At 65.1% G+C, this 21,984-nt stretch carries 17 protein-coding genes and 1 pseudogene; 6 read left to right on the plus strand and 12 right to left on the minus strand.

Annotated features, from left to right (window positions below):
• Positions 1-238: 238 nt before the first annotated feature.
• The 8 genes from I6H87_RS03915 to I6H87_RS03950 form a co-directional block, all read right to left on the minus strand.
• Complete coding sequence (locus I6H87_RS03915) at positions 239-1,330, minus strand: porin (RefSeq protein ID WP_011614611.1); 1,092 nt, start codon at positions 1,328-1,330, stop codon at positions 239-241.
• Between the two features lie 55 nt (positions 1,331-1,385).
• Positions 1,386-1,778 (minus strand): 5-carboxymethyl-2-hydroxymuconate Delta-isomerase, encoded by a 393-nt coding sequence (locus tag I6H87_RS03920; protein ID WP_011614610.1) that lies wholly within the window; start codon positions 1,776-1,778, stop codon positions 1,386-1,388.
• Positions 1,779-1,814: 36 nt separating this feature from the next.
• Positions 1,815-3,491 (minus strand): amidohydrolase, encoded by a 1,677-nt coding sequence (locus I6H87_RS03925; protein ID WP_231881379.1) that lies wholly within the window; start codon positions 3,489-3,491, stop codon positions 1,815-1,817.
• Between the two features lie 92 nt (positions 3,492-3,583).
• Positions 3,584-4,564, minus strand: coding sequence for a tripartite tricarboxylate transporter substrate binding protein (locus I6H87_RS03930; RefSeq protein ID WP_010811224.1), 981 nt, complete (start codon positions 4,562-4,564; stop codon positions 3,584-3,586).
• A gap of 46 nt (positions 4,565-4,610) precedes the next feature.
• Positions 4,611-5,705 carry a porin gene (locus I6H87_RS03935; RefSeq protein WP_011614608.1) on the minus strand — a complete coding sequence of 365 codons (1,095 nt, stop codon included), beginning with the start codon at positions 5,703-5,705 and terminating at the stop codon, positions 4,611-4,613.
• Positions 5,706-6,187: 482 nt separating this feature from the next.
• Positions 6,188-6,499, minus strand: coding sequence for an alginate export family protein (locus tag I6H87_RS03940; RefSeq protein WP_010811222.1), 312 nt, complete (start codon positions 6,497-6,499; stop codon positions 6,188-6,190).
• A 47-nt stretch (positions 6,500-6,546) separates the two neighbouring features.
• Entirely contained in the window at positions 6,547-7,173 is a 627-nt protein-coding gene (ycaC, locus tag I6H87_RS03945; protein ID WP_010811221.1) for an isochorismate family cysteine hydrolase YcaC, read from the minus strand.
• 316 nt (positions 7,174-7,489) lie between these two features.
• Positions 7,490-8,545 (minus strand): medium chain dehydrogenase/reductase family protein, encoded by a 1,056-nt coding sequence (locus tag I6H87_RS03950; RefSeq protein ID WP_011614607.1) that lies wholly within the window; start codon positions 8,543-8,545, stop codon positions 7,490-7,492.
• A 141-nt stretch (positions 8,546-8,686) separates the two neighbouring features.
• On the opposite strand from I6H87_RS03950, the pseudogene I6H87_RS34245 reads away from it, so the two are divergent.
• The 3 genes and pseudogenes from I6H87_RS34245 to I6H87_RS03960 all read left to right on the plus strand — a co-directional run.
• Positions 8,687-8,860: pseudogene (locus I6H87_RS34245) on the plus strand (integrase); the annotation flags it as partial.
• 386 nt (positions 8,861-9,246) lie between these two features.
• Positions 9,247-10,545 carry a carboxylesterase/lipase family protein gene (locus I6H87_RS03955; RefSeq protein ID WP_041687623.1) on the plus strand — a complete coding sequence of 433 codons (1,299 nt, stop codon included), beginning with the start codon at positions 9,247-9,249 and terminating at the stop codon, positions 10,543-10,545.
• Positions 10,546-10,586: 41 nt separating this feature from the next.
• The gene (locus tag I6H87_RS03960) at positions 10,587-11,168 is read left to right on the plus strand and encodes an NAD(P)H-dependent oxidoreductase (RefSeq protein WP_010811218.1); all 582 of its coding nucleotides are present in this window, start codon (positions 10,587-10,589) and stop codon (positions 11,166-11,168) included.
• Positions 11,169-11,483: 315 nt separating this feature from the next.
• Here the strand turns inward: I6H87_RS03960 and I6H87_RS03965 are convergent, their stop codons facing one another.
• Together I6H87_RS03965 and I6H87_RS03970 are read right to left on the minus strand one after the other, a co-directional pair.
• Complete coding sequence (locus I6H87_RS03965) at positions 11,484-12,269, minus strand: HpcH/HpaI aldolase family protein (protein WP_041687165.1); 786 nt, start codon at positions 12,267-12,269, stop codon at positions 11,484-11,486.
• 651 nt (positions 12,270-12,920) lie between these two features.
• On the minus strand, positions 12,921-14,429 hold the full coding sequence (locus I6H87_RS03970; RefSeq protein WP_051398458.1) for an efflux transporter outer membrane subunit: 1,509 nt from the start codon (positions 14,427-14,429) through the stop codon (positions 12,921-12,923).
• A gap of 101 nt (positions 14,430-14,530) precedes the next feature.
• On the opposite strand from I6H87_RS03970, the gene I6H87_RS03975 reads away from it, so the two are divergent.
• The 3 genes from I6H87_RS03975 to I6H87_RS03985 all read left to right on the plus strand — a co-directional run bounded on the left by I6H87_RS03975 (position 14,531) and on the right by I6H87_RS03985 (position 19,537).
• On the plus strand, positions 14,531-15,148 hold the full coding sequence (locus I6H87_RS03975) for a TetR/AcrR family transcriptional regulator (protein WP_010811215.1): 618 nt from the start codon (positions 14,531-14,533) through the stop codon (positions 15,146-15,148).
• Positions 15,149-15,251: 103 nt separating this feature from the next.
• The gene (locus I6H87_RS03980) at positions 15,252-16,439 is read left to right on the plus strand and encodes an efflux RND transporter periplasmic adaptor subunit (protein WP_011614603.1); all 1,188 of its coding nucleotides are present in this window, start codon (positions 15,252-15,254) and stop codon (positions 16,437-16,439) included.
• Complete coding sequence (locus I6H87_RS03985; protein WP_011614602.1) at positions 16,436-19,537, plus strand: efflux RND transporter permease subunit; 3,102 nt, start codon at positions 16,436-16,438, stop codon at positions 19,535-19,537. Before I6H87_RS03980 ends, I6H87_RS03985 begins: the two co-directional genes overlap by 4 nt.
• 186 nt (positions 19,538-19,723) lie before the next feature.
• Here I6H87_RS03985 and sodB read toward each other — a convergent pair whose 3' ends face one another.
• Both sodB and xseA read right to left on the minus strand, forming a co-directional pair.
• A complete protein-coding gene (gene sodB, locus I6H87_RS03990) occupies positions 19,724-20,305 on the minus strand; it encodes a superoxide dismutase [Fe] (RefSeq protein WP_010812260.1) in 582 nt (193 codons plus the stop codon).
• A gap of 211 nt (positions 20,306-20,516) precedes the next feature.
• A complete protein-coding gene (gene xseA / locus I6H87_RS03995; RefSeq protein ID WP_041687163.1) occupies positions 20,517-21,902 on the minus strand; it encodes an exodeoxyribonuclease VII large subunit in 1,386 nt (461 codons plus the stop codon).
• Positions 21,903-21,984 lie beyond the last annotated feature (82 nt).

Below are 21,984 nucleotides of genomic sequence, written 5' to 3' on the forward strand. Positions count from 1 at the left end.
GGCCTCCTGAGAGAGGATTACCGCATGGCACCCGTATTACGCGCGAAGCACCTTCTGCGGAGCGCAGGCGATGTTATCCGCAAAACGTGCGTTACACGTGTCAAAGATTGCAACGTTTATCGAAAAGCCAGCAAATTAGGACGATTCCTAGCCATCATGCAGCGCATTCCGCTGCCGCCTGCAGACCTGTCTGCCTCGGCACGACACCCGACCGCATGGCGCCAAGGCAGACAGCCCGCTAAAAGACGTGCTTGACCCCCACCATCGCCCCGAACTGCGACCCACCCGCCCTGGGATTGGACCCCGCCGCCCCGGCACTGACTGACTGGGCAAGCTGCCCACCGTTATCGATGAATCCAGCCGTGGCATAGACCGAAGTCCGCTTGGAAAAGGCATAGGCACCGCGCAGCGCATACAGCATGGCCTTGTTGGCGCTGTCATGGAACTTGAGGTAATAGACCTGCCCGGCCAGCGTGAAGGCCGGCGTGATGTCGTAGGCCATGCCGCCATACCAGAGCTCGCTGCGCGGCGTCGCGCTGCCTTCGTTGTCGCGGCGGATCACGCCCACGCCCAGCTTGGCGCGCGACAGCAGTACATAGCCGCTCAGCGACAGGCGGTCGTCGGTCAGCGACTTGTTGCCAAGCCCGCCGAATGCGCCGGGCCCGCCGCGCAGCGAGTCATAGGCAGCGGTGACGCCCCAGCCCTTGTGCTCATACCGGATCAGCGCCGACCATTCCCGGCAGGCAGACTTGCTGGCAGGGTTCTCGCCCGCGCAATTGGTGCCGGCCGGGCTGGGGCCGGCGTTGATCGCATCGCGCCCGAAGCTGTAGGTGGCACCGACGGTCAGCCCGCCGAAGGTGCCCTTGTAAGCCACCGCATTGTCGGCACGCGTATTCGGCAGGTAGCTGTCGAGCGACGCCGCGCCGTACACGTTGGGGCCGAGGATGTCCGAGTCCAGGTTGGCCCAGAACAGCATGGTGTACTGCCGCCCCAGCGACAGCTGGCCCCACTTGCCACTCAGCCCCACCAGCGCCTGCCGCCCGAACAGCCGTCCGCCCTGGTTGGCACCGCCGGTATCGGGGGCGAAGCCGGACTCCAGCACGAACACGCTCTTGAGCCCGCCGCCCAGGTCCTCGGTGCCGCGCAGGCCCCAGCGCGACGGCACGGTGCCGGTGAGGGTCGGCATGCGCACCAGGCTGTCGCCGCCCGCGCCGACCTTGTTCACGTATTCCACGCCGGTATCGATCACGCCGTACATCGTCACGGACTGCGCCGCGGCCAGCGTCGGGCTAAGCGCAAGCAGCGCGGCCCCCATGGTTCCGATCTTCATTTGCTGTCTCCTCCGTGGGTCTTTCTTGTCGTTGTGGTGGTACGCGGCCGCCGCCCTATGCAGCCGTGGTGTTGTAGCGCTGATGGATGTTGTTGAGGCTCCGGTAGGCACCGGCAAACTCCCGCAGCTCCAGCGACAAGGCCAGGTAGCGGCGCCGGTATGGCTCGGCGAAATGCGCGGTCAAGGTATCGAACAAGGCGCTGACGGTACGGTCGAGCACGTCCTGCGAGCGCCCCCGCGCGACGGCCAGCGTCACGTGCACGAAGGCATCGTCGCTGCTGCCGTCGGCCATGCGGTAGGACTCCAGGCATAGCGCGCGCGCACGGATGCCGCCCACCGGAAACGCGCCGTCCTGCGCGATCAGGACCGCGCTCAGTCCGGCCAGCAAGGCATCGATGCGCACGACCGGCGCGAGGTTGTGGGTGTATTCGACGATCAGGTGCGGCATGGCGTATTCCCTCCTGTGCGCTTGCGGCGCCGATGGCTAGCGCGCCTTGCGCGCGGCAAAGCCGCCGTCGGCATGGACCACCTTGCCGTCGACCATCGTCAGCACCGAACGGATGCGGTGGATGTCTTCAACGGGGACGGTCAGGTAGGGCTTGTCGAGCACCGCCAGGTCGGCCAGCTTGCCGGCCTCCAGCGTGCCGCGCGAAGCCTCGTCGAATGAAATCCACGCGGCATTGGCGGTGTACAGCCGCAGCGCCTCCAGCCGCGACAGCCGGAAGTCCTCCTTGCGCCTGACTTCCTTGCCGATCGAATAGCCGCCGACGTGGAACTCCAGCGCGCGCCAGACGCCGGGGATGCCGATGCGCGTGGCATCCGTGCCGCCCGCCACCTTCAGCCCGTGCTGCAGGGCCAGGCGCACGGGCGGCGCGGCCTCGGCCACATGGTGGTCGTTGGCGTGGCCGATGGCGCCGGCCTCGAAGTACGGCCCCATCTGCACCGTGTAGGAAAGCCCAAGCGCCTTCATGCGCCGGAACGTCTCCGGCTTGCCGGTATTCAGGTGGGCCATGGCCCAGCGCAGCTTGCCCAGGTCATGGCACTTGCCCACTTCCTCGAAGACATCGAGGATCGCGCTGGCGGCATCGTCGGTATAGGCATGGATCTCGACCGGATAGCCGCGGCTGGCGGCGAACGTTGCCACCTTGAGCAGTTCCTCGCGGTCCTTCGCCGACGGCTGGAAGCCAGGTCCCATCTTCACGCCGTCGTCCATGCCGAACACCAGCATCTCGCCCGGGCCGAGGAAGCGCAGCTTGCCGTCGCCCAGGCGCGGCGGCAGGTAGGCCAGCGTATTGCGGAACCATTCGGCCTCGTTGCCAGCGACCATGGTCGGGATGCGGTAGCCGACCCGCAGCGACAGGCTGTCCTCGCGCCACAACGCGTACAGCGGATCGTAGGCCGGGCCCGGTCCCGCGGTAGGGTCGATCAGCGCGGTGACGCCGAGGCTGTTAAGGCGGCTGAAAAAGGATTGCAGGCTAGCCCTGGCGTCGACCTGGCTCTGCGCCAGGATGCGGCCGAACAGCGCCGACAGCGGCCGGATCGCGCCGAAGATCCGGCCGGTGGGGCGCCCTTCGCTGTCGCGCTCCACGCGGATGCCCGGCGGCAGCGCATCCGGCTGGTCGAGCTTGAGCGCTTCGATCGCCCTGGCGTTGACCAGTGCATAGTCGTACAGGTACTGCACATAGGCCGGATTGTCAGGCAGCAGCGCGGTCAGCTCGGCAGGGGTCGGCGCGCGCTTCTCGGTGAACTGGTCGGGGTGCCAGGAACCTGTCACGGCCACCCATTTGCCGGGGCCACGCGACAGCGCGGTCTTTCGCAGCAGCCCCAGCCCCGCGGCCAGGCTGGTGGTCTCGCCTTCATACCAGTAGGTCTCGAAGGCATAGCTCTGGCCGCCGCGAATGGCGTGGATATGGGTGTCGATCAGGCCGGGGATGACCGTGCGCCCGCCCAGGTCGATCACCTCCGTGCGCGGGCCGGCCAGGCGCCGGATGTCCCGGCTGGTCCCCACCGCGGCAATGCGGTCGCCGCGGATGGCCAGGGCCTGCGCCACTGTGTCCGTGGCGTTCATGGTGAGTACCGTGCCATTGACCAGGATCCGGTCGGCATACGCGCCGGCTTGCGCCTGCGCTCCCGAAGCCGCCACCAGGCAGCCGACGGCCATGGCATGCGCCAGGGCCCGTGCAATGCAACGCATATCGATGTTCCCTTCGTGCAGGAGAGGTGGCGCCCGGCCCCCCGGGCGCCGTGGCGGCGTTACTGGCCCGGCTGTGCGCCCGAGCGCTTGACGATGGGCTCGAGCTTGGCGATGTCGGCGGCGATCAGCTTGTCGAAGGCAGCCGGCGTCGAGGGCTTGGCCTCGGCGCCTTGCGCAATGAGCTTCTCCTTGGTCGCCGGCGCGCTGAGCGCTTGCTGCATCGCCGTGTTCAGGCGGGCGACGACATCCTTGGGCGTGCCTGCGGGCGCCAGCACGCCGAACCAGGCATCGAAGACATAGCCCGGCACGCCCGCTTCGGCGATGGTGGGCACGTCCGGCAGCGACGGCACCCGCGCCGCCGTGGCCACGCCCAGGATGCGCAGCTTGCCGTCCTTGACGAACTGCAGCGCAGTGATGGACGGCGCGAAGAACATGTCGACGCGCCCGCTCATCACATCGGTGATCGCCGCCGGCGCGCCCTTGTACGGGATATGCCGGGTCTGCACGCCCGCGGTCACGTTGAACAGCTCGCCGCTCAGGTGCGAAGAGCTGCCACTGCCCGCCGAGCTGTAGGTGACGGAATCGGGCCTGGCGCGCGCAGCCGCCAGCAGGTCCTTGAGCGTGCGGTAGGGGCTGGAGGCGCTGACCACCAGCAGGTAGGGCATGGTCGCCACCGTGGAGATGCCCTTCAGGTCGCGGGTGGTGTCGTACGGCAGCTTGGGATAGAGCGTGGGATTGACCGCATGCCCGGCGGAGGTCAGCAGCAGCGTGTAGCCGTCCGCGGGCGCCTTGGCCACCACCGCGGTGCCGATGGTCCCACCCGCGCCGGGGCGGTTGTCCACCACGATCTGCATGTTCGAGCTGGTGCCGATCTCGGCGCTGACGATGCGTGCGAGCAGGTCGGTGGCGCTGCCGGCAGCAAACGGCACGATCATGCGGATCGGCTTGTCGGGATACGCTTCGGCTTGCGCCGCGCCGTGCAGCAGCGGCAGGCAGAGCGCCGTCGCAAGCGCCGCGCGCAGGATGTTCTGGAATTTCATTGGGGTACTCCTGGAATCGTGGGGGATGGCCTGACGTGCGCCGTGCTCAGAAGACGTGGCGCATGCCCAGCGCAACGGTCTGCGGATCGGCGCCGGCGGAAATGCCCAGCTCATTGATCGCAAAGTCGTAGGTGGCATTCTTCTTGTTGAAGATGCGGCTGTAGAAGCCAAACACCGAGGTGCGCTTGGACAGCGGGTACTCATAGCCCAGGGTGGCCTGGACCGCGCCGGTATCCGCTCCGCTGCGGAAGAAGCCGACAGTCTCGGTGGCGTTGCCACGGCCGTTGCCGGCCACGCCGACGCCGGCGCGCAGGCTGCCCGTCCATAGCTTCTGCACCACAGACGCGTAGTAGGCATCGCGCTTCAGGTCGCCGGTGGCGGTGCGGTAGTGCAGCCGCTCATAGATGGCCGAGACCTTGGTGGTCGGGAACTGGTACGACAGCCCGATCTTCATACCTTCGTCGTCGCGTCCCGCGGTCTGGTAGTTGTTGTGGCGCTCATAGGCCAACACGACATTGAGCGGGCCGTTGTCATAGGCCCCCGCGAACGACCACAGGCTCGGGTTGCGCGGCACCGTAATGCGCTCTTCGTTGATACCCCAGGTCACGCCGCCGCTGAAGCCGTTCCACTTCGGGCTGCGGTAATGGACACTGTTCTTCTGGCGGCGATCGAAGGAGCTGGTGTCCTGGACATTGTCGGAGGTCGGGGTCGAGCCATTGCCGATCAGCGCCATGTAGCCAGCCGTGGTCGGATAGAACGGATCGTAGGACGAGGTGGCTTCCAGGTAGGGCGTGGTCCAGTTGCCCATGAAAAAGCTGCCAGCTGAGCCGGCCAATCCAATGCGGGTGTTGCGGCTGGCCAGTTGTCCGCTGCCCGTATCCAATGAGATATTGCTCTCGATCTGCCAGATCGCCTTGAGGCTGCCATACAGCGATTCCTCGCCGCGCATGCCGAAGACCGAGCGGTTGTTGGTCAGCCGGCCGGTGCCGCCCAGCTTGGTGCCGTCGGAAGCCGTCGACGCATCGGAATACTCCATCGATGTATTCAGCCGGCCATAGAGCGTGACATTGCTCTGTGCGAAGGCGCCGGTGCAGCAGGCCGCAAGCGCCGCAAAGGCGGCACCCGCAAGGGGGTTCTTCATATTGTCTCCAGTGTCTTGCGCCTGTCCGAACCGATACGGGGATGCCTGCCCCGCCCTGTGCACGAAACCGCGGGCAACAACGACCCCTGCCCCATTTACGGCATCAGCATCTGGTGGATTCTTGGTGGCGCTCTTTTAGTGCGGCGGATTTACGCGACCATTCAGCGTGAGGTGATTCTAGAAATGGCGAATCACAGCGTCCATTCGCATTTTCTTTTCGTCACCATACCGATTTGTTATTGGAATACCGGGCCCGCGCCACGCCTTGCCAGTGCCGCAAAAGCCGACGCTGTCGGGCTTGAGCATAGGTACTTGGGGACGTGCCTGGTAGCCGGTGTGGCTGTACCACTGCGTTCCAGGCATAGGACGCTGGACGCCGGAAGCCGTGCGCTATGCCGCGCACTCCCGGGCGCGGCCGCAGGCAGCCATGACCGCTCGTCGCGCTCAATAGCTTGTGGATGTGTCGCATGGCACCCGCCGCATCAGAACGTATAGCCGAGCGCCAGGTAGAGAAAGCGCGTGTTGTGTCCGCCAACGGCTTTCAGCGTGCGGCTCTCATCCACATACACGGCGCCGCCATTGACCAGCACATGCCGGCTCGCCTGCCATGCAACATCCACAGAGAGCTGGCTGCTGCTGTACTGGCCGGAGCGGCCCGCGGTGCCGGGAACCGGGATGCCCGCCGAGGTGTAGACCGCGTCGTGCGTGGTTGCCCGCCAGATGAAGTCACAGGCGAAGGTCAGCTTGATGCCGGCCGCGGGAACCAGCGTCAGCGACGGCTGGATATCCAGCACGTTGGAGGCGCCGATCAGGCCGGCTTGATTGAAGTAGGCCTCTTGCGTTACTGGCCTGCCTTTACGGTCGTGTAGCTCGTGATCAGATTTCGATAATCAGGGATGTGATTCGAAAATAGCGTTCCAAGTCCCTCGATATCATTCCTCCAGTCGCGGTGCAGTTCGCAGGCGATACCAAACCACGTCATCAACTGTGCCCCAGCCTCTGCCATCCTGTTCCACGCCGAGTGGCGCGTTACTTCATTGAACGTACCCGATGCATCCGTGGCGACGAACACATCATAGCCTTCGGCCATCGCGGAAAGCGCTGGAAAGGCAACGCAGACCTCAGTGACCACGCCGGCAATTATCAACTGCTTCCTTCCCGTGGCCTTCACTGCTTTGACAAAGTCCTCGTTGTCCCACGCATTGATTTGTCCTGGCCGAGGAATGAAAGGTGCATCGGGAAAAATCTGCTTCAACTCCGGGACCAGAGGGCCATTTGGTCCATCCTCGAAACTGGTGGTCAGAACGGTGGGGAGCTTGAAATACTTGGCAAGGTCTGCAACGGCCAGAACATTGTTCTTGAACTTGTCTGGCTCGATATCGCGAACGAGGGAGAGAAGACCGGCCTGATGATCGACCAAGAGAACGGCTGCATCATTCTTGTCCAACCGCTTGTAGGGCTTGCTCATGGCAATCTCCTTTGTAGCAGGATTGAGCCAAATTCGGCACTTTCTGTGGGTGACGGCGACTCACCGCCGACTCCTATTCTTGTCGATCGAACCAGAATTTGAAAGCCGGGGCGGCCGTGGATCTTTCCTCCGACTAACGGGGTATGATCATTTGTCCGTAGAGACGGCATGAACGGTCGTTGAATCGACACCCAGTCGATGGCGGAGATGGGTCGCAAACGGAAGTCTGTGGTTGCGGCAGGCCAGCGTTACATGCTCGCCCTTTCCGCCTCAGTCAGGCCAATCCTGACTTGCGAGTTTTCGGGCTTGGCGTCGGTCACCCCATCAATGCCTCGTTGGTCATGAGCACGATTTTGCCGGCCACGCCTTTCTCACCGAGCAACTCGTGCGCAAGTTTTGCCTCGCTAAGAGAGAATTTCCGAGCAATCAGCGGCTTGATTCTCTCTTGTTGAAGTAGGTCCAGCAGAACAGTCAAGTCCTGCCGGAACAATGCCGGTTTCATCCGCTTGAGCCATTGAATGCTGTAGGGGACCACCCGCTTCCGGCCCGGGAGGAGCCAGCCTCCAACAATGCACACACCGAAAATCGCAAGTCGCTGGAAGCGGTTACGACGCCCCGAGCGACCTGATGCCAGGCGTCCCCCACGTAGCGAGGCAGTAAGGCCATAGGCTACGACTTTCCCGCGGGGATGGAGAGCGTCGCGGGAACGCCAGATGTTGCTGCCGCCGATCCCGTCGAAGACGACGTCTACGCCGTCACCCGTCAGGCGGCGTATCTCTTCCACGAAATCAAGCCTTTGATAGTCAATGGGTATGCCGCCCAGGCCAGAAACCGCCATCGCATCTTGCGATGAACAGGTCCCGTACATTTGCAGCCCGGCGAGGCGCCCAAGCTGCAATAGTGCCGAGCCAACTCCGCCCGCCGCACCGTGAATCAAGACCTGCTGACCCGGCTCGACTTTGGCGCAGCGATGCAACATCTGGTACGCAGTAACGTAGTTCAGTACGAGGCTGACAGCCTCGGCCACGTCCACTCCCGGAGGCACGGGAACCAGTTCGCGCTGAGCCAGACAGACGAACTCGGCGTATGCGCCGCTGATCGGCAAGGCTGCAATGATCTGACCGGGTTCAACCCCGGAGACCCCACTGCCTAGTTTGTCCACCATGCCGACCAGATCCCAACCGGGCGTAAAAGGCAGCGGGGGCGTTTCGGGGTGAAAGCCCTCGCGCATCATTAGGTCCGGTTGGCCCACACCGGCTGCCAGCACCCTCACCCGCACTTCGCCGACCTTGGGTTCGGGGCATTCCTCCTCCACTACGTGAAGCGCATCGGGCCCGCCGTAGTTGGTGACTATGATGCGCCTGTGTTTCATAGCGTTGGAGAGTATCCGTCTCGTACCACAACAACGTCGCAGATCGGCGACACTAGCGACAAAGCCTTGAGACTAGCGGCTCGTATGTACGCAGCCTCTGCATTAAAACTAGGTGCTATCTCGCCAGCGCGGTTGACCTAAGTCAACGGGGTTGGCCTTGACGATTCAGCCTACAGAATGCATTCCATCCGACGCACCAAAGAGCATCACTGATCTATCGACGGACCAAGAATCTGCGTGCCGTTCAATTGTTTGTCGGCCATACCACTTGAGAGCACAGCGCGCTATCTTGGAGTGAGGTGCGTGGCCGGATAGCGGTCGCTTGCCGGCCTAGTAACTGCCAGTTTCTGCCATCCAACAGGTGGCACCCAACGGCGGAAGCTCCTTCTAATGTGGCCACTCGCGCGACCGCCCTGAGTTCGTCCCCAAAGCGTACGCCGCCAATACCGTTGAGGCGGGCGACTTGCGTGGACAAGCAAGAATTCAGGGCAAGCCAGGCCAATTCTGTCCTAATGGGTTTTTCAAAACGGTGCGAAGCGCCGTTCCCGACCTTGAAACGGTCGGTGATCCGCAGCAATTGGAACGCGCCGATGTCGGAGCGGGGACATCCAGGACTCGCTTTCTCTTGATCCGGCGCAAAGCAGCCACGGCCCTTCATGACTATTCACTATCCAAGTGCCAACCTTTCGGGGGAGCCGGCCATGTACCCGATTGTCGAAACGCGTCTTGGCAAGGTGCGAGGCCTCCGCTGCGATGGCGTGTACGCGTTCAAGGGCATCCCATATGCTGGCCCACCGTTCGGCATGAACAGGCTGCGGCCGCCGCAATCCGCAGCACCCTGGCGTGGCGTGCGGGATGCGCTCTCGTTTGGGCCGAAATCGCCACAGATTGCGTACCCGCCCGGCATCGCGGAGGCACTCGGAGAACTCGTTGGCGGCGGCGAGGATTGCCTCGGCGACGGTCTCGCCAATCTCGGACTACTTGACCAGATCGCCGCGCTCGAGTGGGTGCAGCAGAACATTGATGCATTTGGCGGGGACCCAGGTCAGGTCACTATTTTTGGGCAGTCGGCCGGCGGGATGAGCGTCGCAACCCTCCTTACCGTGCCACGCGCGCAAGGGTTGTTTCGGCGGGCAATCGTGGAAAGCGGAAACACACCCCATGTCACTTCGGCCAACACGGCGAAACGCATTGGCCACAGGCTGGCGGCGCTCCTGAAGGTCGATCCCACCAGGGAGGCGATTGCCTCAACCACGCCCGCGCAGGTTCTGCAGGCACAGGCGCAATTGCGCGAGGAACTGACTGCCGATCCGGACCCGGCTTTCTGGGGGGAGGTTGCGCTTAGCAGCCTCCCGTGGGCGCCTACGGTCGATGGAGCAATTCTTCCTGCCCCCCCAATCGACGCCATTCGCGCGGGCGTGGCCGCGAACACAGCACTGTTGGTCGGTTCGAATACCAAGGAGACCCGGCTCTTCCTGGTCCCCAGCGGAGCCATAGATCGCATTACCGAGGCCTCCGTCCTGGCGCTGGTGGCCGCGTACGGCCTGTCGGCCGGAGGCCTGAGCGGCTACCGCGCAGCACATCCCACGGCCACCGCTGGTGAGCTGTTCTCGGAAATCCAGACGGATTGGTACTGGCGCATCCCTGCCGTTCGACTCGCAGACGCCCACGCGGCGAATGCCCGGATTTCGACGTACATGTATGAGTTCGCGTGGCGTTCGCCTCAGTTGGGAGGTCGTCTGGGCGCGGCGCATGGGGTGGAGATACCATTCATCTTCGATACTTTGGGCCCCGGAGCAGAGGCGCTGGTCGGCCCAACACCGCCACAGTCGCTCGCCGACGCGATGCACCGGGCCTGGGTTGCGTTCGCCGTCAACGGCGATTGCGGCTGGCCCACCTACGATCCGGTCCACAGGTCAACGATGCGCTTCGACACGCCGTCTGCCGTGGTAGACGACCCGTTGGCCGTGAGGCTTGCCCTCTGGCACGGCGTGCCTTAGTGCGTCGTACCGCTGGCCTTCCGAACAGCTCCACCCGCAACATGTCCAAGCGCATCGTGATCATCCAGGGGCATCCAGACCCATCGGGCCAGCGCTTGCTGCATGCGCTGGCGGACGCCTACGCTCAAGGCGCGACCACGGCAGGACACGGCGTACGGCGCATCGAGGTGGCGAAGCTCGACTTCCCGCTGCTTCGCACGCAGGCTGAGTTCGAGACTGGCACACTGCCTCCTGCATTGGAGCAGCCAAGGGAGGACATGCGCTGGGCGGAGCATTGGGTTTTCCTGTTTCCGCTATGGCACGGAACCATGCCGGCGCTATTCAAGGGTTTTCTCGAACACATCTTTCGGCCCGGATTTGCCATGGATTACAAGGAGAAAGGGTTCCCCAGACGACTGCTCGCCGGCCGCTCGGCACGCATCATCGTGACCATGGGAATGCCGGCGCTGCTGTATCGCTGGTACTTTGGCGCATACGGAGTCCGCGGCTTCGAGCGCAGTATGCTGAGTTTCGCCGGGATCAAGCCGATCCGCGAGAACCTGTATGGGCTTACCTTTGCCAACGAGAGGACACGTACCCGGTGGCTGGAAAACATGCGTGCACATGGTGCGCACGGGAACTGACCGGAACTCGGCAGACACATGCGCGCTCCTGGGCGGTTGCCGTCGTTGTGGTGGCTCCCTGCCACCGTCCGTTCATCGGCCAAACAGGCCCTTCGCCTTCGGGAGTCTGAATGGCTCAGAAGGGTCGGTGGCCTAAACCGCTCGCGCGGTAACCCTCCGGCCATCAAGAGACGGTCGCCAACCGAAGCCCAAGGGCTGTTGTGCGGCCATCACGGTCACTGATAACCCACGGCTGAGATGCCGAGTATGGCGGCTTCGCGAAGCGATGGGCGAGGACTCGCCGCTTAGGGAGGATTTGTTGGTTGTGACGAACTTCTACCGACTGATGCCGTCAACGACTGATGCTAGCCCCCTTTGGAGCAGGGACCAGTCCATACCGATGACGACCGCGCGGTAGCCGCGTGCGATCATGGCATTTGCCAGGTCGGTAGTCGGCGCGACGCCGCCGAGCAAAACCCGGCTCTTTAGAATTGGGGTCTCAAGTTGTGCGATTACCGCTTGCACCTCGGGGAGGTCCGTCCGCCCCCGGTATCCCATGCTGGTGGCAAGGTCCCCGGGACCGATGAAAACAAGGTCAAGTCCGGGCGTTGCGACAATGTCTTCAATATTGCCAATGGCATCGACGTGTTCAATCGTGCCAATGGCAAGCACCTCGCCATCTGCGCAATCCAGATATTCGCGCATGGTTAGACCCCATCGCGGCGGGGCATAGAACGGGCCCCAGAAGCGATCTCCTTCGGGCGGGTAGCGGACAGCCCGCACTGCCGCCTCTGCAGCGGCCCGGGTCGTCGTCATCGGAAAGCAGACCCCCAAAGCGCCGAGGTCAAGAGGGACCTTGGCCTGCCACGCATTGGTTGCCGCAACCCGGACCAGCGGCACGAGCGGGGTGCCGGAAGTCGCGCAAATCATCGCGTGAGCAGTGCCGGCATCGATTGCGCCGTGCTCCATGTCGATGAGGACCCAATCGAGACCGGCATGAGCCATGATCTGGATGGTCTGAACCGAAGGTATGGTCGCGATGGCGCCAAGCGTTGCTTGGCCATTTCGCCACATCGATTTCAGCCGGTTGATTCCTTTGGCGGCAGGGACGGTAGTTGTCATGATGGCTCCTGGGCACGGGCGCCATCGTAGTCTATGCATCTCGTGCCGGCCTTGCCAAGGAGACCTGTTGGGTCAAAAGCTGATGTAGAGGAAAGCTGCAGTTTCCGCGAAAGGGTGGCGTCGGATATGGGCCCGCAGATTCTGCCGTTCAGCGCGTTGCCTCGAACGCCTCTTTGGGGTCGCCTTCTGTCCTATGTGGATCGGTGCAGGACGAGCACTCGGCTGTGTTCAGCGTCGGGCCGTAGTCGGCCAATTTGAGTCAGTCATCCCAACATTTTGGGTGACCGCGTCGGCCGATTCACGGCCCTTCGCGAATTACCAAGCTTCGGCCGGTGTCGGGCCATGATGTGACATTCGTCCACGCCAGCGCGTCGAACGTCCAAGCGTCGCTTCTCGCTTCCAGGCGGCCGTAGTGGGTGCGGCGAGTCAACCCGGTTCCTGGACCGGCACGCCCGTCAACTGTTGAGTCGCACGCCCGCTACAGACCACCCACAGTCGGCAGGAATGATGGCGCCGGTAACATAGGCTGCAGCCTCGAAGGCCGGAAACAAGCGTTTGCCTGATAAAGATAGTGAACCTCGGACGAGACAGTATGGCGCGAGTCATGTCATGCCGTGCCCTCAACACACGCGCAGGCCGGTCGCAGCCCGCCTACAGCACCGTACCCCCCGGCGCCGGCGGCACCGCAGCCGCCTGCCACCCCCCGCCCAAGGCCTTGAATGCCGCGATGGCCGCGCGGGCTGACTGCGCTTCGGCCTGCGCCTTCGCATCGGATGTCTTCAGCAGGTTCTCGTCGGCGAGCAGCACCTCGATCAGGCGGACAACGCCCTTCTCGTAGGCCGCGAACGACGAATTCCGCGCCTGCCGGAGCGCCTGTTCCCCACGTTCAAGGGCATTGGTCTGTTCCTCGCGCTTGACCAGCGCCGTGAAGGCATTCTCGACATCCTCCGACGCATGCAGCACGGCCAGTCGATAGCCCGCCAGCGCCTCGGCCTCCTGCCCCTTCGCTTGGTCGATCTGCGCCCCGATGCGCCCGAAGTCGAACAGTCGCCAGCGCAGCCCGGCCACGCCGGCAGCCTGGTTGGCACTGGCCGAGAACAGGTTGCCGCTGGCCACGGTCGTCGCGCTGCCCAGCAGCCCGCTGAGCGAGACCTTCGGGTAGTACTCGGCGATGGCCGCGCCGATGCGGGCATTCGACGCCGCCAGCCGGCGTTCCGCCACGATCAGGTCGGGGCGCCGCCGCAGCAAGTCGGCGGGCGTGCCGGTGGCTTCGATCCGCGGCGCGGCCGGGATCGCCTTGATGTCGGCGAGTTCGGCGCGGTAGGTGCCCGGCTGGCTGCCGAGCAGCACGTCCATCGCGTTCAGCGCGGCGTCGAGTCCGGCTTCGAGTTCCGGAATGGTGGCCTCCACCTGCGCGAGGGCACCTTCCGCCTGCTGCACCTCCAGCGCGGCGGCCAGTCCCTTGGCGTAGAGCAGCCTGACGGTCGAGACCAGCTTCTGCTGCGTATCCACCTGCTGCCGCGCGATCGACAGCCGGGCCTGCAGGCCACGGATGGTCACGTAGGTGTCGGCGGCCTGTGCCGCCACCTCCACGCGGGTGGCAGCCAGCCCGGCCTCCGACGCCTGATACTCCGCCTGCGACGCCTCGCGCTCCCGCCGCAGGCCGCCGAAGATGTCGATCTCCCAACTTGCGGTGAGGTCGGCCTCGTACAGGCTGCCATGCCGGTCGAAGTTTGGCGTTGCATTCAGCACCCGGCCCAGCGGCGTCTCCAGGGACTGGTACTGCTTCGCGGCCTGGGCGCTGACGGCGCCCGAGGGCAGTAGCGCGGCCGTGGCGAAGCGCAGTCCGGCCCCGGCCTGCGTGACCCGGGCGGAGGCGACCGCCAGGTTGAGGTTCTGGTCGAGCGCCAGCCGCACGAAGCGCGTCAGTTGGGGGTCGCCAAACCCTTCCCACCAGACTTCGAGATCCGCCCGGGTGGCGGCCCGGCGCTGCTCCACGTCGCGTTGCCCGAGGAAGCGGTCGGCGGTGGGCACCTCGGGCTTGCGGTAGTCGGGGCCGACGGCACAGCCGGCGAGCGCCGCCAGAGCAGTCACGGCGGCAACGAGGCCGGACAGGTGAGTGAGCGATCGGGAACGGGAAGGGAGGCGTCGGGAATGCATGGGCTGCCGGAATAACATGGTCGAACTTTTTTCGTGACTTGTGACCATAATACAAACTGGTCACTCTTTGTCAATGACGATTCAACGTGTAAGCTCACGACATGACCGATACCCAACCCACCACTCCCCAGCCGCGCGGTCCCGTGGACCACGGCGTGCGCAACCAAATCGTGGAGGCGGCCACCGAGCACTTCAGCCTCTACGGATATGAAAAGACCACGGTGTCCGACCTGGCCAAGGCCATCGGATTCTCGAAGGCCTACGTCTACAAGTTCTTCGACTCTAAGCAGGCAATCGGCGAGGTCATCTGCTGCAACTGCCTCAACCAGATGCGGCAGGCCGTGGACGAGGCGGTGGCCGGCGCCGACTCGGCCTCCGAGCGGCTGCGACGCCTCTTCGGCACGCTGGCGGAGGCTGGCAGCCGGCTTTTCTTCCAGGACCGCAAGCTGTACGCCATTGCCGTGGTGGCCTGCGAGGAACAGTGGGCTTCGGCCCGCGCCTACGATGCCCATATGCAGCAACTGATCCTGCAGATCGTGCGCGAGGGGCGCGAGTCGGGTGAGTTCGAGCGCAAGACGCCGCTCGACGAAACGGCTCACGCCATCTACCTCGTGATGAAGCCCTACCTCGACCCGCTACAGCTCCAGCACAACCTTGACTTCGTCGAAGTGGCGCCGGCGCAGCTCAGCAGCCTGATCCTGCGCAGCCTGGCACCCTGATCCCTCCGAGTGTGCGCAGGTCCTCGGGCGCGAAAATGAGAGTGACCATTGACTAAATTGGTCACTGTTACTACAGTGAAGGCCATCTGTATGGAGGGCCCTCATGCTTCAGCGCCGATTTTCCGCATCCACCGTCACCCACGCCGCCACCAGTGCTCCTGCCTTCGCGGCCATGTGCCTCCTACCGCTCGCACTTGCGGCATGTAGCGGCAAGCCACAGCCCGATCCCCGCGTGCAAGCGCCACTGGTGAGGGTGGAAAATGTGCAGGACGCGTCAGCCGCCCGGCGCGCCTTCACCGGCATCGTCGCCGCACGGGTGCAGAGCGACCTGGGCTTCCGCGTGTCGGGCAAGGTGCTGGAGCGCCTGGTCGACACTGGCCAATCCGTGAAGCGCGGCCAGCCGCTAATGCGGCTCGACCCCGTCGACCTGAAGCTGGCAGCACGCGCGCGGCAGGAAGCCGTGGCCGCCGCCAAGGCGCGCGCCACGCAACTGGCGGCTGACGAGGAGCGCTACCGCGACCTCGTGGCGGCCGGGGCGGTATCGGCATCTGCCTATGACCAGATCAAGGCCTCCGCCGATTCGGCGCGGGCGCAGCTCAGGGCGGAAGAGGCACAGGCCGACGTGGCGCGCAACGCGTCCGACTACGCCGTGCTACTGGCCGATGCCGACGGCGTCGTGGTCGAGACCCTCGCCGAACCCGGGCAGGTCGTGAATGCCGGCCAGGTGGTGGCGCGGCTGGCCCGCGCCGGACAACGCGAGGCCATCATCCACCTGCCCGAAACCCTGCGCCCGCCGGTAGGCTCCACAGCCCGCGCGACACTCTACGGCAAGGACGGCATGGCAGTCACCGCGACCCTGCGGCAGCTTTCCGACGCCGCCGACCGCCAGACCCGCACCTATGAGGCGCGCTACGTGCTTGGCGGCGCACTGACCGATGCGCCGCTCGGCGCCACCGTCACGCTGCAGGTGGCCGATCCACAGGAAGCGTCGCAATCCGGCCTGCAGGTTCCCATCGGCGCGCTCCACGATCCGGGCAAGGGCCCCGGCGTCTGGGTGCTCACCGGCACCCCGGCGCACGTGACGTGGCGGCCGGTCACCGTGCGCGCCATCAGCGACGATGCCGCGAAGGTCGAGGGCCAGATCCAGCCCGGCGACCGCGTGGTGGCGCTGGGGGCGCACCTGCTGAACGAAGGGCAGCAGGTCAGGTTGGCGTCGGAGGTGAAGGTGGCCGAAGCCGCCACCGATGGTAAAGGCCGCAACCCCGTCAACGGCGTGCGGGAGCAGCAATGAGTGGCTTCAATCTCTCGGCACTCGCCGTGCGCGAGCGTGCCGTCACCCTCTTCCTGATCATCCTCATCTCGGTCGCCGGCTTCGTCGCCTTCTTCCAACTCGGCCGCGCGGAGGACCCGCCATTCACCGTCAAGTCGATGATCTTCATCACGGCATGGCCCGGCGCGACGGCGCAGGAAATGCAGGACCAGGTCGCTGAAAAGCTGGAAAAGCGCATGCAGGAACTGCGCTACTACGACCGCACGGAAACCTACACGCGGCCCGGACTGGCGTTCACCACCGTCACGCTGCTCGACAGCACGCCGCCAAAGGAAGTCCCCGAGGAGTTCTACCAGGCCCGCAAGAAGCTCGGCGACGAGGCGCGTTCCCTGCCGGCCGGCGTCATCGGCCCGCTCATCAACGACGAATACTCCGACGTGACCTTCGGCCTCTTCGCGCTGAAGGCCAGGGGCGAGCCGCAGCGGCTGCTGGTACGCGAGGCGGAGACCATCCGCCAGCGCCTCCTGCATGTGGCCGGCGTGAAGAAGGTCAACATCATCGGCGAGCAGGCGGAGCGCATCTACTTGTCGTTCTCGCACGACCGGCTGGCCACGCTCGGCGTGACGCCGCAGGACATCTTCGCCGCGCTCAACAGCCAGAATGTGCTCACCCCCGCGGGTTCCATCGACACTGACGGGCCGCAGGTCTTCGTGCGGCTCGACGGCGCGTTCGACAAGCTGCAACGCATCCGCGACACCCCCGTGGTGGCACACGGCCGCACGCTGAAGCTGTCTGACATCGCCACCGTCGAACGCGGCTACCAGGACCCGGCCACCTTCGTCGTGCGCAACAAGGGCGAGCCGGCGCTGCTGCTCGGCATCGTGATGCGCGACGGTTGGAACGGCCTCGACCTCGGCAAGTCGCTCGAAGCGGAAGTAGCGAAGGTCAACGCCGAGCTGCCGCTGGGCATGGAACTGAGCAAGGTCACCGACCAGGCCGTCAACATCAAGTCGGCCGTCGAGGAGTTTATGGTCAAGTTCTTCGCCGCGCTGATCGTGGTGCTGGTGGTGAGCTTCGTCAGCATGGGCTGGCGGGTGGGTATCGTGGTCGCGGCGGCCGTGCCGCTGACGCTGGCCGCCGTCTTCGTGGTCATGGCCGCGACCGGAAAGAGCTTCGACCGCATCACGCTGGGCTCCCTGATATTGGCCCTCGGACTGCTGGTGGACGACGCCATCATCGCCATCGAAATGATGGTGGTGAAGATGGAGGAAGGGTATGGACGGATCGCGGCGTCGGCCTATGCCTGGAGCCATACAGCCGCGCCGATGCTGTCTGGCACGCTCGTCACCGCCGTGGGCTTCATGCCGAACGGCTTTGCAAAGTCTTCCGCAGGCGAGTACACCGGCAACCAGTTCTGGATCGTGGGGATCGCGTTGATCGCGTCGTGGATCGTCGCGGTCGTTTTCACGCCCTATCTCGGCGTGAAGCTGCTGCCCGAGATGACGAAGGTGGAAGGCGGCCATGGCGCCATCTACGCCACGCCGAACTACCAGCGCTTTCGTGGGCTGCTGGGGCGGGTCATCGGGCGGAAATGGCTCGTGGCGGCAATCGTCGTCGGACTGTTCGCCACGAGCGTGGTCGGCATGGGCGCCGTGCGCAAGCAGTTCTTCCCGACCTCTGACCGTCCCGAGGTGCTGGTGGAGGTGCAGATGCCCTATGGCACGTCCATCGAACAGACCAGCGCCGCGGCGGAGAAGGTGGAAGCGTGGCTCGACAAACAGCCAGAAGCGAAGATCGTGACGTCCTATATCGGCCAGGGGGCTCCGCGCTTCTACCTGGCGATGTCGCCGGAACTACCCGACCCGTCCTTCGCCAAGATCGTGGTGCGCACCGACAACCAGGAAGAACGCGACGTGCTCAAGGGCCGGCTCCGCCAGGCCATCGCCGAAGGCCTTTCGCCGGGCGCGCGGGTGCGCGTGACGCAACTGGTGTTCGGGCCCTACTCGCCCTTCCCGGTCGCGTTCCGCGTCATGGGCCCGGACCCCGACAAGCTGCGCGCCATCGCGGAGCAGGTAGAGGGCGTGATGGACGCCAGCCCGCTGATGCGCACCGTCAACACCGACTGGGGCCCGCGGGTGCCGGGGCTGCACTTTACGCTCCAGCAGGACCGGCTGCAGGCGGTCGGCCTGACCTCCCACGACGTGGCGCAGCAGCTTGAATTTCTGCTGACCGGCGTGCCGGTGACCGAGGTGCGCGAGGACATCCGCTCGGTGCAGGTGGTGGCGCGCGCCGCGGGCGACATCCGCCTCGACCCGGAGCGCATCGCCGGCTTCACGCTGATCGGCGCCAACGGCGGGCGCGTTCCCCTCTCGCAGGTCGGCACGGTGGACGTGCGCATGGAAGATCCCATCCTGCGCCGACGCGACCGCACGCCGACCATCACCGTGCGGGGCGACATTGCCGACAACCAGCAGCCGCCCGACGTATCGAAGGCCATCCTGGCGCAACTGCAGCCGGTCATCCAGAAGCTGCCCTCCGGCTACCGCATCGAGATGGCCGGTTCCATCGAGGAATCGGGCAAGGCGAACAAGGCGCTGGCGCCGCTGTTCCCCATCATGCTGGCGATCACGCTGCTGATCATCATGTTTCAGGTGCGGTCGATGGCGGGCATGGTCATGGTCATCCTGACGAGTCCGCTCGGCCTGATCGGCGTGGTCCCGACGCTACTGCTCTTCCACCAGCCGTTCGGCATCAATGCGCTCGTGGGGCTGGTGGCGCTGTCCGGCATCTTGATGCGGAACACGCTGATCCTGATCGGGCAAATCCAGGGCAACCTGAAGGAGGGACTGTCGCCGTACGACGCGGTGGTGGAAGCTACCGTGCAACGGGCCCGGCCGGTGCTACTGACGGCCGTGGCGGCCATCCTCGCCTTCATCCCGCTCACGCACTCGGTGTTCTGGGGCACGCTGGCCTATACGCTGATCGGGGGGACGCTCGCCGGCACGCTGTTGACGCTGGTGTTCCTGCCGGCGATGTATGCGATCTGGTTCCGGATCCGGCCGCCGGCGCAGGTGGCGGTGCAGGAGGCCCCCGTGGGCGAGGTGGCGGAGGTGGCGTAAGCGGCTTGCATTGCAAGCATGCGATGGGGCATCACTTGCGAAATTCGGATACCCAAAAAAAACAAGGCCCTCTGCTTATGGAGGGCCCTGCTCTGATTGCACTTTCTCGACTTTAGCGCGACAGCCAGCTTGGTTTTTCCAAACTATTGCGCCGCTTTCCAAACTAAATTGTCACGCTACAGCGGATCAGCCAGCGAAATTCTTGCCGGCGAAGTCCCAGTTCACGACATTCCAGAATGCCTCGACGTACTTCGGGCGGGCATTGCGGTAGTCGATGTAGTAGGCGTGTTCCCACACGTCGCAGGTCAGCAGCGCCTTGGCGTCGGTGGTCAGCGGGGTGGCGGCGTTGGAGGTCGAGACCAGGTCCAGCGAGCCGTCGGCCTTCTTGACCAGCCAGGCCCAACCCGAACCGAAGGTGCCCACGGCGGTCTTGGTGAACTCTTCCTTGAACTTGTCGAACGAGCCCCACTTGGCGTTGATGGCATCAGCCAGCGCGCCGGTCGGCTGGCCGCCGCCGTTGGGCTTCATCGAATCCCAGTAGAAGGTGTGGTTCCACACCTGGGCAGCGTTGTTGAAGATACCGCCCGACGACTTCTTGACGATCTCTTCCAGGGTCGAGTTCTCGAACTCGGTGCCCTTGATGAGGTTGTTCAGGTTGGTGACGTAGGTCTGGTGGTGCTTGTCATGATGGAACTCCAGCGTCTCCTTGGAGATATGCGGAGCCAGGGCATCATGCGCGTACGGCAGCGGGGGGAGCTTGTGTTCCATTGTTCTGTCTCTGTGGGTTGGGGTTGTGGGTCCGGAATTGGCGATTGTAGGGGACTTGCAATACCCGCGCAAACCGCGGGACAAAGCCCCCAGCTCCGATGTTAGTTTGTCCTGGCAGGGGTTTCCGGGGGGATTTCCGCCCGGCTTGCCTGAGCGTTTCGCGCCCGCCGCGGCATCGCGAATGGGAGGCGTTCCCGGGCCGCGCAGGCGCTCAGAAATCCGGCAGCTTGGCCTGCACGCCGGCAATCGCCAGGTCGGCCACGCCCTTGGCCAGGTGCGCTTCGACCACGCTGCCCGCGCGGATCTCGGCGGGCGAGCGCAGCGCGCGTCCGCGCTGGTCCAGCAGCACCGCATAGCCGCGTTCCAGCGTACGCTGCGGCGCCAGCAACTCAAGCGCGCCGGCGCTGCGCGCCAGGCGCTGGCCGGCGCGCTCGTGCTGGCGCACGGCGGCGGCCTGCAGGCGTTGCCACAGGCGGGCCACGTCGGCATGGGCGGCGCTGGCATCGGGACGGCACGCGCTCCAGCGCATCGCCAGCAATTGCTGGCGGTGGCGCTGCGACACCACCGTGTCGCGCAATGCCGAGCGCAAGTGTCGCGCCAGATTGTCGACGCGCGCGCGCCGCTCCTGCAGCTGCGCCTGCGGGCTGCGCACTCGCCGCGCCAGCCAGTCCAGGTGCTGCGCGCGCAGGTCCAGCCCGCGCCGCATGCACTGCGTGAGCGCGTCGCGCGCACGCATCGCCTGTGCCAGCAGGTGCGCGCGATCCGGGCTGACCAGCTCGGCCGCGCCGGTCGGCGTGGGCGCACGCACATCGGCGACAAAGTCGGCGATGGTGAAGTCGGTTTCGTGGCCCACTCCGGAGATGACCGGCAGCGCGCAGCGCGCAATCGCCTGCGCCACCACCTCTTCGTTGAACGACCACAGGTCTTCGATGCTGCCCCCGCCGCGGCACAGGATCAGCACGTCGCACTCGCGCCGCGCGCTGGCCGCATCGAGCATGTCGGCGATCTTCTGCGCCGCGCCCGCGCCCTGCACCGGTACCGGATAGACCAGCACCGGCACATGCGGCGCGCGCCGGCGCAAGGTGGTCAGCACATCGCGCAGCGCCGCCGCCTGCAGCGAGGTGACCACGCCGATGGTGCGAGGATGCGCCGGCACCGGGCGCTTGCGCTCCGGCGCGAACAGCCCCGCCTGCGCCAGCTTTTCCTTCAGGCGCAGGAAGGCTTCGTACAGGTTGCCCAGCCCGGCCCGGCGCATTGCCTCCACGCCCAACTGCACCTCGCCGCGCGCCTCATACATGGTGACCACGGCGCGCACCTCCACCGCTTCGCCCTCGCGCGGCTGGAAGTCGACATGCTGGTTGCGCCCGCGGAACATCACGCAGCGGATCTGCGCGCGTGCATCCTTGAGCGAGAAATACCAATGCCCGCTGGCGGCGCGCGTGAAATTGGAAATCTCGCCGCGCACCCAGGCCAGCGGAAAACTGCGTTCAAGCAGCCTGGCGATTGTGTGGTTCAGCTCACCGACAGGGATGACATCGCGGCCGCTGCGCGGCGCGGTGGAGGAAGGGTCACGCGAAAAATTCGGCAAGTCTGGCATGGCGCACTGGTGGCAAGCGGCGTGAATGGGACATGTCCACAGCATAACCTCTATGTCAAGGGGGTAGCGCTGATGCCGGCGG

This window comes from Cupriavidus necator (genome assembly GCF_016127575.1).
Taxonomy (GTDB): domain Bacteria; phylum Pseudomonadota; class Gammaproteobacteria; order Burkholderiales; family Burkholderiaceae; genus Cupriavidus; species Cupriavidus necator_D.

Coding starts and splice junctions, on each gene's coding strand:
- I6H87_RS03915 (WP_011614611.1), bottom strand. CDS start 1,330: ATGAAGATCGGAACCATGGGGGCCGCGCTGCTTGCGCTTAGCCCGACG.
- I6H87_RS03920 (WP_011614610.1), bottom strand. CDS start 1,778: ATGCCGCACCTGATCGTCGAATACACCCACAACCTCGCGCCGGTCGTG.
- I6H87_RS03925 (WP_231881379.1), bottom strand. CDS start 3,491: ATGGCCGTCGGCTGCCTGGTGGCGGCTTCGGGAGCGCAGGCGCAAGCC.
- I6H87_RS03930 (WP_010811224.1), bottom strand. CDS start 4,564: ATGAAATTCCAGAACATCCTGCGCGCGGCGCTTGCGACGGCGCTCTGC.
- I6H87_RS03935 (WP_011614608.1), bottom strand. CDS start 5,705: ATGAAGAACCCCCTTGCGGGTGCCGCCTTTGCGGCGCTTGCGGCCTGC.
- ycaC (WP_010811221.1), bottom strand. CDS start 7,173: ATGAGCAAGCCCTACAAGCGGTTGGACAAGAATGATGCAGCCGTTCTC.
- I6H87_RS03950 (WP_011614607.1), bottom strand. CDS start 8,545: ATGAAACACAGGCGCATCATAGTCACCAACTACGGCGGGCCCGATGCG.
- I6H87_RS03955 (WP_041687623.1), top strand. CDS start 9,247: ATGTACCCGATTGTCGAAACGCGTCTTGGCAAGGTGCGAGGCCTCCGC.
- I6H87_RS03960 (WP_010811218.1), top strand. CDS start 10,587: ATGTCCAAGCGCATCGTGATCATCCAGGGGCATCCAGACCCATCGGGC.
- I6H87_RS03965 (WP_041687165.1), bottom strand. CDS start 12,269: ATGACAACTACCGTCCCTGCCGCCAAAGGAATCAACCGGCTGAAATCG.
- I6H87_RS03970 (WP_051398458.1), bottom strand. CDS start 14,429: ATGCATTCCCGACGCCTCCCTTCCCGTTCCCGATCGCTCACTCACCTG.
- I6H87_RS03975 (WP_010811215.1), top strand. CDS start 14,531: ATGACCGATACCCAACCCACCACTCCCCAGCCGCGCGGTCCCGTGGAC.
- I6H87_RS03980 (WP_011614603.1), top strand. CDS start 15,252: ATGCTTCAGCGCCGATTTTCCGCATCCACCGTCACCCACGCCGCCACC.
- I6H87_RS03985 (WP_011614602.1), top strand. CDS start 16,436: ATGAGTGGCTTCAATCTCTCGGCACTCGCCGTGCGCGAGCGTGCCGTC.
- sodB (WP_010812260.1), bottom strand. CDS start 20,305: ATGGAACACAAGCTCCCCCCGCTGCCGTACGCGCATGATGCCCTGGCT.
- xseA (WP_041687163.1), bottom strand. CDS start 21,902: ATGCCAGACTTGCCGAATTTTTCGCGTGACCCTTCCTCCACCGCGCCG.